Below are 12,744 nucleotides of genomic sequence, written 5' to 3' on the forward strand. Positions count from 1 at the left end.
TTTTTTTGCTCATTGATTAATAGTTTTACTTAATCGCCGAGTGATAACAGCGTGGCGTTTCCACCTACCGCAGTAATGTTATCGGTAAAAGTTTTTTCTGTCATAAACGCATATAGGTAATGCGGGCCACCAGCTTTCGGACCTGTACCAGATAGGCCTCTACCACCAAATGGTTGCACACCAACTACCGCACCAACTTGGTTGCGATTAATGTACACGTTCCCCACATTAATGCGCTTAGCAACATCATAGGCAAAGGTTTCATTACGGCTATGAATACCGAAGGTTAAACCAAAGCCAGTGTTATTCACATCATCGATTACCTGATCTAAATTTTCACGTTTGAAGCGAATAACATGCAGAATTGGGCCAAAGTTTTCCCGCGCTAACTGGCCAATGGAATCAATTTCAATGGCTGTTGGGCGCACGAAGGTGCCGCCATTGGTATACTCGGGCATAGGTGCTTCTGCCAATAGTTTACCAACGTGTTGGATATCGATAATGTGTTGCTCAAGGTTGGTTTTGGCAATGCCATCAATCACAGGGCCTACATCGGTTTTGTATTCGATAGGATCACCAACTAACAACTCTTGCATGGCACCTTTTAGGAGATCGATAATCCGGTCCGCGATATCGTCTTGCACATACAATACGCGTAAAGCAGAACAACGCTGTCCGGCGCTCTTGAAGGCACTATCCATGATGTCGGTTACGGCCTGCTCAGGTAAGGCTGTAGAATCGATTAGCATGGCGTTCTGGCCACCAGTTTCAGCAATTAGTGGCACCAATGCACCCGTTCGGGCAGCAAGCGCGCGGTTAATTGCCTGCGCTGTATTCGTTGAGCCAGTAAAACAAACACCAGCAATTTCTTCTTGGCTTACAAGGAACGAACCAATTTCGGCACCTTTACCTGGTAAAAATTGTAATACATCACCAGGAATGCCAGCTGCAATGGCTAACTGCACCGCACGATAGGCAACTAAACCAGTTTGTTCGGCAGGCTTAGCAATTACGCAGTTACCCGTAGCAAGGGCTGCAGCCACTTGGCCCAAAAAAATAGCCAATGGGAAGTTCCACGGGCTGATACAGATGAAGGTACCGCGGCCTTGCACAAATAACTCATTGGTTTCGCCAGTAGGGCCAGGAAGTTTATCACCAGCACCCATTAATTTACGCGCCTGTAGGGCGTAGTAACGGCAAAAATCAACAGCTTCACGAACTTCGTCGATACCATCTTGCATGGTTTTACCGGCTTCTAAAGTACACAGCGCGATAAGCTCATGCAGGTTTTCTTCCAATGCATCGGCAAGCTTTTCTAGTGCTTCAGCACGCACATTTACGTTGGTATCGGTCCATCGTTGATAGGCGCTATTGGCTAACTGCAGAGCTTCTGCAGCAAGGTCGGCATCGGCCCAGCCAATCGTACCAATTTGGTGAGTGCTTTGCTGCGGCGAGGTTACACCTACGCGTTGGCCAGTTTCTACCAATTTACCATTAACAATTGGGCCACCTTGCCACTGATTGTTTTGGAAGCTGCGAACTTTTTCTAAGAACTCAGCACCTTGTGATTCAATATTCATATTTAACCCCATCGAATTCTTACGCTTGCCGAAGATATCAGCAGGAAGCGGAATTTTGTCGTTCGCTAAGCTTGGTTTTTTGCGCAGATTAACCAATGGATGCTCAACTAGATTCTCAATTGGCACTTTTAAATCAAGTAATTTGTGCACGAAAGAGCTATTTGCTCCATTTTCAAGTAACCGCCGCACTAGGTATGGCAGTAACTCTTTATGCGCACCTACTGGCGCGTAAATGCGCACTGTGCGGCCTGGGTTGTTAACGAGAAATTCGTCATAGAGATCTTTACCCATGCCATGTAAGCGCTGAAACTCGTAGCGTCTTTCGCCCGCTAGTTTCTGAACTGCCATAATGGTTTGCGCGTTGTGAGTAGCAAATTGAGGATAAATAAAACCCTTAGTATCATCGCTTAGCAGGAAGCTAGCACACGCCATATAGGAAACATCGGTGCTAGCTTTGCGGGTAAACACCGGGTATCCGGACGTACCCAACTGCTGGCAATGTTTAATTTCAGTATCCCAATAAGCGCCTTTTACCAACCGTACAGGAATCTCATCGCCACCATCTTTGGCTAGTGCATTAATCCAGCACAACACAGGGAGGGCACGCTTGGAATAGGCTTGCACTACCATGCCGAAGTAGGGCCAATCTTTACATACGCCACTGCGGTAAACTTTCTCGAATAGCTCTAAAGACAGCTCTAAGCGATCCATTTCTTCCGCATCAATGCTTACGCCCACGTTAGCCTGCTTGGCTAAAGTGATTAAATCGGTAAGTGTTGCTGCAAGTTCACTTAGAACTCGCTCTTTATGCGCTACTTCATAGCGTGGATGCAATGCTGAAAGCTTGATCGAGATAGTGGGGCGCGGCACATTCGGATTCACAAAATCCTCTTTGCCAACACGCTGAATTGAGTTTACATAAGCCTGCTTGTAGCGCTCCGCATCCTTACTGGTAAGGGCTGCTTCGCCTAGCATATCGTATGAATGGGTATAGCCAATCTCACGCTTACTGCTACTATTCTTTAGGGCTTCATCAATATTGCGGCCCAGTACGAACTGCTTACCCATCAGCTTCATTGCTTGATAAGTAGCTTTGCGCACCACCGGTTCACCAACACGCTTCACCAAACGGCGAAAACGCGAAATTGCGGTATCCCGCTCACGGCCATGTGGGTTGATTACATTGTTGGCAAGGTTCAAGCCCCATGTTCCAGTGTTTACCAGAATGGATTCGCTCTTCTTCATGTAATCTTTCCAGGCACCCTTACTGAGTTTATCTTGAATTAAGGCATCCGCAGTAAAACTGTCGGGAATGCGCAGCAAGGCTTCAGCTAGGCACATTAGAATAATGCCTTCTTCTGTATCTAGGCTGTACTGCTGCAAAAACGCATCTACACCATCTCCACCCTCGGTTTTTTCGCGTACGCGATGCACCAAATCGTGGGCCGCTTCAGTAAGCGCCTTAACGGTGTCCTGATCGTTGGGAACCAGTTTGATCAGTTCTTCAAGATACGCATTTTCATCTACTGAATAGTTCTCAGTAATGGCTGTGCGTAACTCTTGAAGCTGGTTCGCCTGATAGTGTTGCGTTAACACTTGGCTGGCTTTGAACATTGCGTCTCCTGTAACCATTATTCGGCGTATAACCGATACCGCAAAACCCCAAGGGGCATGGCCGTCATTGTATTGTTATTTTGCGCCGCGTAAAGCTTTGTAAGTACGATTTTGCAACTTTCTTCTTCGCTGTTACATGTTCAATACTTACGCAGTTGAATATGAGTGTTGACCAGTGCCATGTGCAGTGTTCAGAATAGGTGCTTACATGCTGGCTGATGGAGTTAATTATGGCCACTGCGAAAACAGCGGAAATAGAGTTTAAGTTCTTGATAAAAAAGGAACAAATAGATGATATTAAAGCGTATGTTGAGCGCTGCGGAGCAGCGAATGAAACTCTCGCATTAACGAATCAATATTTTGATACACCTAAAAGGGTACTCCATAACCATAAGATTGGTTTACGTATTCGGCGCTGGAATGACCAGTTAGAGCAAACTGTAAAGTTCGCTGGTGAGCAGGTTGGTGCCATGAGTATTCGGCCAGAATACAATGCTCCTTTGCAACGATCCGAGGTACTGCACGGTGCGCCTAATTTAGCCCTATTTCCTAGTGATATATGGCCGGCAAGTATTTCCATAGCCGAGTTACAAACAAACTTACAGCAGCAGTTTCAAGTTGATTTTCAACGCCAACGCTGGCTTGTGCAGGAATCAGGTGCCACCTTTGAAGTTGCAATTGATATTGGCGCAATACGAGCAGGTTCGTTACAAGAAGCGATCTGCGAACTTGAAGTTGAATTAGTAGATGGCGATGCTGAAGGGCTTTTAGCGTGGGCGAATGAACTGCAGCAGCAATTTTCACTGCCAGCGGGCACGCTGAGCAAAGCACAGCGCGGATTTGCATTGGCCACGCAAGCAGCAACGAGCAGAGGAATTGATTGATGTTGCAGTTACCGTTGCCATCTTTCCAACCGAATCTCGATAGTAGAGAACTACATTCGTTGATTACTGCGGATTCCGCGAACGCAAACAGCCAAGTGACAGAATTGCTGGCCACCAGTAGTGTATGGTTGAGCGCTAAGCAAAAACTAGATTTGCAGTGGCTTGTGCAAGTGAGCCCGTTTATTGCGCGGGTGGTGCAACGTTATGGGGAGGCAGCACTGCGGCGTATGTTTGCGCCAATGGCAGCGGAGCCTATCGATATTCAAGAAAAGCTATGTGATGCCAGTAATGAAGCGCAAGCGATGGCGGTTATCCGCCAGTTTCGCCACATTGAGATGGCGCGTATAGCGGCGCTCGATCTGCTCGGTAGCTTGCCAATGGGGAGAATGCTGCAAGAAAACTCTTTGCTTGCTGATATGTTAATTATGGCCGCTGCCCAATATGCCGAACAGCAACTTGCCGGGCGTTTCGGTAGAGCGCTGGATTGTGAGGGAAATCCTCAGCCATTAATTATTTTAGCAATGGGTAAGCTCGGCGGTAGCGAACTTAATTTCTCGTCTGATATTGATTTAATCTTTGCGTACCCAGAGCCCGGGCAAACCAAGGGCGGCCGGCAAAACACCGATGTGGCGATTTATTTTAATCGCTATGCACAAATGCTGATTAAGTTACTCGACCAACCTACGGTAGACGGCCGAGCCTTTCGAATTGATATGCGCTTGCGGCCATTTGGCCAGAGCGGCCCGTTGGTAACCAGCCTTGCTGCGCTCGAAGATTATTATCATGAGCAGGGTAGAATGTGGGAACGCTATGCGCTTATTAAAGCGCGGGTGTTGAATACATCAGCGGAACTGGAACAACAAGTACAGCAATTGTTGCGGCCCTTCATTTATCGCCGTTACCTTGATTACAGCGCCATAGATGCATTGCGGAAAATGAAGCTGTTAATTAACCAAGAAGCTCGCCGCAAAGGCGTAGCAGATAATATTAAGCTTGGGCTGGGTGGCATTCGCGAAGTGGAATTCGTTGCCCAAGTATTTCAATTAATTCGTGGTGGCCGTGAACATGAATTCCAAACCCGCTCGCTGCTCGCTGCATTAACAGCTTGCCTGCGCCATGAAACGCTATCTGAGGAAGCGATAGTTGCGCTTATCGATGGGTATACGTTGTTGCGCAAGGTGGAGCATATCTTGCAAGAAATTAACGATGAGCAAACCCAGCAATTACCCTCGGATGAACTTACCAAAATGCGAGTGCTGGCGGCCGCTGGATTCCCTCAATCAGAGAGCGGCTGGCAGGCGTTTACAGCGGCTACCCATAAGGCAATGCAAGGCGTACACCAAGAGTTTTTAGATGTAATTGGCGGTGAGCAAGATATGTTAGCCAGCGAAGATAGTGAATATACTATTTTGTGGCAGGATTTACTTGCCGACGAAACCGCGCTGGAGGTGCTTAGCGAAGCGGGTGCAGAGCAGCCGGATGCGTGTTGGCAAGCTATTCAAGAATTTCGTTTGCTACTACGTAAACGCCCTTCAGGCCCGAGAGGCCGTGAATTACAGGCTATTTTATTGCCTACTCTGATCGAGTTGGCGTTAGCGAAGCCAAACGCCCATTTAACCTTAGCTCGTAGTTTTGAGGTGCTGGCGCAGATTAGTTCGCGCACTACCTACCTGGAGCTGCTATGCCAAAATGCGGATGCGCGAACACAATTAGTGTTTCTATGTGGCGCTAGCCCATGGATAGCTCATTTAATTGCCAAATTCCCATTATTGTTAGATGAGCTCATTGATCCAACCCAGCTGTACCAGCTTCCAGATGTGGAATCGTATCGTTCTCGCGTAGCCGATTATTTAATGCGCTTACCCAATGATGATGCCGAGGCACAGATGGATGCGCTGCGGCAAGTGAAGCAGATTTTTCAGCTAAAAGTGGCCGCGGCTGATTTAAATGAAGGCGTTCATTTAATGCGTGTGAGTGATCATCTAACGTATTTAGCGGAAGCCATGATTGAGCATGTGGTTACGCTGGCGTGGCGGCAATTATGCGAGCGCCATGGCGCGCCGCCGGGGCGTGATGAGAGCGATACTGGTTTTGCCGTAGTGGCCTATGGCAAGCTCGGTGGCTACGAATTGGGCTACGGCTCCGACTTAGATTTAGTATTTCTTTGTGACGATGATGTAAGCGGCGAAACGGATGGGCTGAAACCCATTGAAGTGCAACAGTTTTACCTAAGATTGGCGCAGCGTGTTTTACATCTGTTTACAACGCGCACCATGAGCGGGGTGCTGTATGATGTGGATATGCGCTTGCGGCCATCGGGGCAAGCAGGGCTGTTGGTGGTGCGTATCGGCACTTACCAAGAATACCTGCAAACTGATGCTTGGACGTGGGAGCAGCAAGCTTTAGTTCGGGCGCGAATGGTGTTCGGGGCAACGCATTTGTTTGAACGTTTTGCTGCGGTGCGGCGAAATATTTTATGTAAACATCGTGCTCTGCCTGAGCTTCGCGCAGACATTCTAAAAATGCGTGCCAAAATGCGGGACCATTTGTGGCAACAAGTTGCGGGTAAGAGCGATATTAAACAGATGCCTGGTGGTATCGCGGATATCGAGTTTATCACGCAATTTTTGGTGCTCGCTTATGGCCATCAAGCTGGTGACCTTGCCGTATGGACCGATAATACCCGGATTCTGGAAACAGCGGCGCAGCTGCAGCTCATTAGCAGGGCGCAAACGCAAGCTCTGATTAATGCGTTTCAACGCTATCGGGCGGAAATTCATCGGTTGGCGCTTGCGGAAGCTGGCCGCTTGAGTGAGCATGATTTTGGTGCTGATCAACAAGCTGTATTAGCGGTATGGCAACAACTTTTAGAAAGCACTTAAGCTCTTACTCGTAGTAGCTTGGCATATCTTCTGAGGGCCTAGTTTTGAAGCGCCGATGCACCCACATATACATGTTGGGCATAGTGTTTACTGCCCGTTCAACTTCTTTATTAATGCGCCGTGCATCTTCCGTAGCGTCGCCACTGGGAATTTCGGTCAGCGGCGGCATGATACGCAGCTTATAACCTTGTGTACCCGGCAAGCGTTCGAGCGTACTAATAAGCGTTGTACAGTTCGCTGTAGCGGCAAAGATGGTTGTTCCTGTGGTAGTTGCTGCATCAGGAACCGCAAATAAAGGCACAAAAACCGAACGGCTGCGGCCATAATCTTGATCTGGCAAGTAACCACAAAGCTCACCGCTATCCAGCGCTCTTAGCATGCCGCGCACATCCCTTTTCCGAACCATATATTTATTGCTACGGTTACGGCCTTTGGTTTGCAGATACTCCATTAGTGCGTTGTTGTGGGGGCGGTATAAACCTACTCCAGGCTGCACTAGGCCAACCATGCGGGCATGTACTTCAAGGTTTAGAAAGTGGAATAACACCAGAAATATTCCTTTGCCTTCAGCTTGCGCATTGGCGATATGCTCCCAGCCTTCTACATGCAACTTGCGGCGAATGCGCCAATTAGGCCACCACCAAGCAATGCCGGTTTCTAGCAAACCGATGCCCATGTTGTGATAGTTTTCCTTAATGAGTGCTTCGCGCTCATGTTCCGGCATTTCTGGGAACGCTAGCTGGAGATTGCGCCGTGCTACTTTGGTGCGTTTTGGTACCAGCTTATACAGCAATTTACCAATGCCCTTGCCGAGCAGCAGCTGTAACCGGAATGGTAACCAAGAAATGAGGTATAACACGCTAACCAACAACCAAGTGCCCCAAAATTTAGGGTGAAAGAAGTACAAGCGGAACCGGGGCATGGCAACAGAGTGCTGATTTTTAGGTTGATTTTTATGATTCGATTGCACGAGTGATACCTTAAACAATTTCGCATGATTGTAACTGAGTGCTAGCACAAAAAGCAAAGCCGACCCAAATGGCCGGCTTCAAGAACACAATATAAACAACGGTGGATATTTTCCGAGATTAATTTACTCGAGCTAAGCCGTCATTAATGGTGAGCAAATCACTTTCTGAAATCATACCTGCAGCTTGATACAGCGCTAAAATACGATTCACATAAGTGTAGCGCGCTTCTGATAAATTACGGCGCGCATTGAATAGGTTCCGCGTACTATCAAGCACATCTACAATGGTACGAGTACCCACTTCTAAACCTACTTGTGTTGCGTTCAACGCACTTTCTGCTGAAACAACAGCTTGCTCAAAAGCGCGGATACTGGAAATACTTGCTACTACATCGAAATAAGCGCTACGCACTGTGCGCTCTACGATACGGCGGTTTTCTTCCAATGTTTGGCTTACGGCAACATAATCGTTACGTGCTTGTTCAGTACTGGCAATTGTTCTGCCACCAGAATACAACGGCAATGTTAACTGTAAACCAACGTTGCGAGAATTTAAGCCATTTACGTTGGTTGAGTTACCAGCACGGCTCGTATCTTGATCGCGGTTTGAGTAACTTGCGTTCAAACTAACGCGTGGGTAATGGCCAGTGCGAGCAAGCTCGATACGTTGGTCAGCAATTTCTAAGCCAGTGCGGCTGATCAGTAACTGCAGGTTACGATCGTGGGCTAACTGGATCCATTGCTCAACACCTTGTGGGTTTGGACGCACAGGAGAGAAGCGCTCGGTGTTTAAGCGGGCGATATCATAATGTTGGCGACCAGTAATTTCCCGTAAGCCTTCCAGTGCAATTTCAACCGCATTCTCAGCTTGAATCTCCCGTGCGATGGCATTATCAAACTGCGCCTGGGCTTCGTGAACATCAGTGATTGCGGTTAAACCTACTTCAAAGCGATGCTTGGTTTGTTCTAGCTGACGCTCAATAGCACGCTTTTCCGCTTGTACGAATTCTAAACTGTCTTGTGTTTGCAATACGGCGAAATAAGCGTCGGTTACTCGTAACATTAACTGTTGGCGAGCCAGTAAGTAATTTACTTCCGCTTGATATGCTTGTTTCTCAGTAATTGCAGTTGCTTTCCAGGTGCCAAGATTAAACACAGTTTGCGACAATGAAACTTCTTGGCTAAATGAAGTGGTATCTACTTTGCCGGTAATAAAGCCGCTTTCAGTGGTGGTAACGTTATCTGAACTGGTATCAGAATAGCTCATACCGAAATTGATTTGTGGCCACCAATCGGCACGTGATATATCTACGCCCGATTTCGCCGCATCACGCTCGGCCGCAGCACGCAATAATCGTGGATCATTCTCTAACGCTAAACGATAGATATCAGAAAGGTCTGTTGCTTGAGCTGGCGCGGTGCTTAAACCCAATCCCATGGTAAGTGCAACTGCCAAGAATTTGATTTTCATGAGTGTCATTTTCCTTTGTCATAAAAGGTACAGCTGATAGCAATCTAAACAGCGCTTATTCTAGCCACTTATTGCGCGTTTGATAAGCCTTAAAGGCTATGTTCGAATGCGGCGAAGTGTAACAGATTGTTTGTGGCAATTCTTGCTTATGCTTTGCTTAACTCGGTAATATGCAGCATTCCTGCGGTACACGTATGTGTGAGCTTAAACATCTAATTCAGCAGCAACATACGTAATAAATACCTTTTATGGTTTAATCAAGGAGTATCTTTTGTCTGAATTTACCCAGCAGGACGTGGAAATTATTAATACGGACGAGGTTTATCGAGGTTTTTTTCGAGTGCAAGTAGCCACGCTGCGGCATAAATTATTCGCCGGTGGCTGGAGCGAAGTAATGCGCAGAGAAATTATGGACCGCGGTAATGCGGTAGTGGTAATTCCATATGATCCTGTGCGCGATGAAGTAGTGTTGCTCGAGCAATTTCGAGTAGGCGCTATCGCTAGCAGCGCCACACCATGGCTACGAGAATTAGTGGCGGGAATGGTTGAGCCGGGCGAAGAACAGATTGATGTTGCGGCCCGTGAGTTGCAGGAGGAGGCTGGCTTAACCGCCAAATCGTTGCACTATGCGTTAAGCTATTTATCCAGCCCTGGCGGCATGACAGAGCGGATTTTTATTTATTTGGCGCAGGTAGATGGTAGTGAAGCGAATCACTATGGTGGCCTTGCCAGTGAACATGAAGATATAAAAGTAGAACGATTACCGCGCACCGAAGTGATGCAGATGCTCGAAGATGGCACTATTGATAACGCTGCTTCTGTTATTGGTATGCAGTGGCTTGGTTTGCATTTAAATCGATTCCGCCGCGAGTGGGGCTATGAGGAGATTTCGTGAATAAACGTTATGTTCCGAACTTACAAGAGCTACATAGTTTGGCGGAACGGAATTATTCCGCGCTGGCGAAACTATTTGGTGTGGCACAAGTAACAGAGAGTTCGGCAGCAAAGTGTATTGAAGTGGGCGAGCAAATGGCGTTTACCTTACAGCCAACAGCCCAAGCTCGCTACACTACGGATTTGCTGGTTACCCAAGTGGCACCAAATGTAGCAGAATACCTACAAGCGCGCTTTTTGGTGCGTTTGTATCACGATGCGCGTATGGCAGAGATTGTTGATTGCCAGGGGCAAGAACGCTTAACCGCGTTGCAGCCAGCAAACTTGCGAGATATACGCCATCGTAAAGATGAAAAACTGCAACTTAACCAACATCTCGCTGCGTGGTTGCGGCTATGCTTTGCACGTGGCAGATCGCCTTTGGCATTAAATTGTTTGCTAAATCGATAATATCGAACAATCAAGCTTGCCTTTTGCTAGCGAACATTTCAGGATAGCCGAAAGAACAAGAATATTAGGTAACGCTCACTATGACAGATTACAAAGCTGATTCCATTGAGGTACTCAACGGCCTCGAACCGGTGAAACGGCGCCCCGGCATGTATACCGATACCACTCGGCCCAATCATTTGGGGCAAGAGGTAATTGATAATAGCGTAGATGAGGCTTTGGCCGGCCATGCGCGAACCATTGAAGTAATACTGCATGCCGATCAATCTTTAGAAGTAATTGATGATGGCCGTGGCATGCCTGTTGATATTCATGCCGACGAGGGAATGCCTGGCGTAGAGCTGATTATGACGAAGCTGCACGCTGGTGGTAAGTTCTCGAACAAAAACTATCAGTTCTCCGGTGGCTTGCATGGTGTAGGTATCAGTGTGGTGAACGCATTATCTACCCGGGTTGATGTTACCGTGCGCCGGGATGGGCAAGTGCATGAAATGGCGTTCGAAAATGGTGACAAGGTAACCGATTTAGAAGTTACCGGTACCTGCGGTAAACGCAATACCGGTACTCGCTTGCGCTTCTGGCCCGATCCTAAATATTTTGATTCTCCGAAATTCTCGATAACCAGGCTACGTTATCAGTTACGTGCAAAAGCAGTGCTTTGCCCTGGGCTTACCATTACCTTCAAAGACCACATTAATAGTGAAAGCATTACCTGGTTGTATGAGGGTGGCTTGCGTGATTATTTAGTAGAAGCCTTGCATGATTTACCACGTTTACCAGAAGAGCCATTTATCGGTGAGTTCAGTGCTACTGAAGAAGCGGCGCAATGGGCGGTAACTTGGTTGCCGGAAGGTGGTGAAGGGCTTGCGGAAAGCTATGTGAATTTAATTCCAACCGCCCAAGGCGGTACCCATGTGAATGGTTTGCGCCAAGGGATGTTAGAGGCACTGCGTGAGTTTTGTGAATTTCGTAATCTACTGCCCCGCGGAGTGCGGTTAACGCCAGAAGATGTATGGGATCGTTGTAGTTATATTTTATCGGTAAAAATGGCAGACCCACAGTTTTCTGGGCAAACGAAAGAGCGTTTAAGTTCGCGGCAGATGTCGGCGTTTGTGTCTGGCGTAGTAAAAGATGCCTTTAGCCTGTGGCTTAACGAGCATACGGATTTAGCAGAGCAAATCGCTGATCTCTGTATCTCTAGCGCTCAACGCCGTATGAAAGCCGCAAAGAAAGTAATTCGTAAACGGGTTACCCAAGGCCCAGCTTTGCCGGGTAAGTTAGCGGATTGCGCCAGCCAAGATCCAGACCGTAGTGAGCTCTTTTTGGTTGAGGGTGATTCTGCTGGTGGCTCAGCGAAGCAAGCACGAGATCGGCAGTTTCAGGCGGTTATGCCTTTACGCGGTAAGATTTTGAATACTTGGGAAGTAGACCCAGATCAGATTTTAGGCTCGCAAGAGATTCACGATATATCGGTAGCCTTAGGCGTTGATCCCGGCGCCATCGATTTATCGCAACTTCGTTACGGCAAGCTTTGTATCTTAGCGGATGCTGATTCGGATGGTTTACACATCGCCACTCTATTGTGCGCTTTATTTGTAAAACATTTCCGGCCTTTAGTTGAGGCCGGGCATATCTATGTAGCAATGCCACCGTTGTACCGTATTGATGTGGGTAAAGAGGTGTTTTACGCGCTTGATGAAAGCGAAAAACAGGGTGTTTTGGATCGTATCGAAGCAGAAAAACGCAAAGGTAAAGTGAATGTGCAGCGCTTCAAGGGCTTGGGTGAAATGAACCCTTTGCAGTTACGGGAAACTACCATGGACCCAAATACTCGGCGTTTAGTGCAGTTAACCGTTGATGATACCCAAGATACCGAAACATTAATGGATATGTTGTTGGCGAAAAAACGTTCCCCGGATCGCCGTGAATGGTTAGAAAGCAAAGGTAATTTAGTAGAGTTACTATAACCGCCAACAACGCAGATAAATTTTAATAAGAA

8 protein-coding genes are annotated in these 12,744 nt (G+C 47.4%); 5 read left to right on the top strand and 3 right to left on the bottom strand.

Features of this window, described 5'->3' with window-relative positions:
• Nucleotides 1–29: 29 nt before the first annotated feature.
• On the bottom strand, nucleotides 30–3,194 hold the full coding sequence (gene putA / locus ACNA7P_RS04410; protein ID WP_416257406.1) for a bifunctional proline dehydrogenase/L-glutamate gamma-semialdehyde dehydrogenase PutA: 3,165 nt from the start codon (nucleotides 3,192–3,194) through the stop codon (nucleotides 30–32).
• 230 nt (nucleotides 3,195–3,424) lie between these two features.
• On the opposite strand from putA, the gene ACNA7P_RS04415 reads away from it, so the two are divergent.
• On the top strand, nucleotides 3,425–4,078 hold the full coding sequence (locus ACNA7P_RS04415; RefSeq protein WP_416257407.1) for an inorganic triphosphatase: 654 nt from the start codon (nucleotides 3,425–3,427) through the stop codon (nucleotides 4,076–4,078).
• Nucleotides 4,078–6,960 (top strand): bifunctional [glutamate--ammonia ligase]-adenylyl-L-tyrosine phosphorylase/[glutamate--ammonia-ligase] adenylyltransferase, encoded by a 2,883-nt coding sequence (gene glnE, locus ACNA7P_RS04420; protein ID WP_416257408.1) that lies wholly within the window; start codon nucleotides 4,078–4,080, stop codon nucleotides 6,958–6,960. The genes ACNA7P_RS04415 and glnE overlap by 1 nt, the downstream gene beginning before the upstream one ends.
• A gap of 4 nt (nucleotides 6,961–6,964) precedes the next feature.
• Here the strand turns inward: glnE and lpxL are convergent, their stop codons facing one another.
• A complete protein-coding gene (lpxL, locus tag ACNA7P_RS04425; RefSeq protein ID WP_416257409.1) occupies nucleotides 6,965–7,930 on the bottom strand; it encodes an LpxL/LpxP family Kdo(2)-lipid IV(A) lauroyl/palmitoleoyl acyltransferase in 966 nt (321 codons plus the stop codon).
• Between the two features lie 118 nt (nucleotides 7,931–8,048).
• On the bottom strand, nucleotides 8,049–9,401 hold the full coding sequence (gene tolC, locus ACNA7P_RS04430) for an outer membrane channel protein TolC (RefSeq protein WP_416257410.1): 1,353 nt from the start codon (nucleotides 9,399–9,401) through the stop codon (nucleotides 8,049–8,051).
• 271 nt (nucleotides 9,402–9,672) lie between these two features.
• Between tolC and nudF the strand changes: the two genes are divergently transcribed.
• The 3 genes from nudF to parE all read left to right on the top strand — a co-directional run bounded on the left by nudF (nucleotide 9,673) and on the right by parE (nucleotide 12,712).
• Entirely contained in the window at nucleotides 9,673–10,296 is a 624-nt protein-coding gene (gene nudF / locus ACNA7P_RS04435; RefSeq protein ID WP_416257411.1) for an ADP-ribose diphosphatase, read from the top strand.
• Nucleotides 10,293–10,745: a DUF1249 domain-containing protein gene (locus ACNA7P_RS04440; RefSeq protein WP_416257412.1), complete on the top strand. Its 453-nt coding sequence runs from the start codon at nucleotides 10,293–10,295 to the stop codon at nucleotides 10,743–10,745. The genes nudF and ACNA7P_RS04440 overlap by 4 nt, the downstream gene beginning before the upstream one ends.
• 80 nt (nucleotides 10,746–10,825) lie before the next feature.
• The gene (gene parE, locus ACNA7P_RS04445) at nucleotides 10,826–12,712 is read left to right on the top strand and encodes a DNA topoisomerase IV subunit B (RefSeq protein WP_416257413.1); all 1,887 of its coding nucleotides are present in this window, start codon (nucleotides 10,826–10,828) and stop codon (nucleotides 12,710–12,712) included.
• Nucleotides 12,713–12,744: the final 32 nt, after the last annotated feature.

The organism is Aliidiomarina sp. (assembly GCF_047920995.1).
In the GTDB taxonomy this organism is placed as follows: domain Bacteria; phylum Pseudomonadota; class Gammaproteobacteria; order Enterobacterales; family Alteromonadaceae; genus Aliidiomarina.

Coding starts and splice junctions, on each gene's coding strand:
- putA (WP_416257406.1), bottom strand. CDS start 3,194: ATGTTCAAAGCCAGCCAAGTGTTAACGCAACACTATCAGGCGAACCAG.
- ACNA7P_RS04415 (WP_416257407.1), top strand. CDS start 3,425: ATGGCCACTGCGAAAACAGCGGAAATAGAGTTTAAGTTCTTGATAAAA.
- glnE (WP_416257408.1), top strand. CDS start 4,078: ATGTTGCAGTTACCGTTGCCATCTTTCCAACCGAATCTCGATAGTAGA.
- tolC (WP_416257410.1), bottom strand. CDS start 9,401: ATGAAAATCAAATTCTTGGCAGTTGCACTTACCATGGGATTGGGTTTA.
- parE (WP_416257413.1), top strand. CDS start 10,826: ATGACAGATTACAAAGCTGATTCCATTGAGGTACTCAACGGCCTCGAA.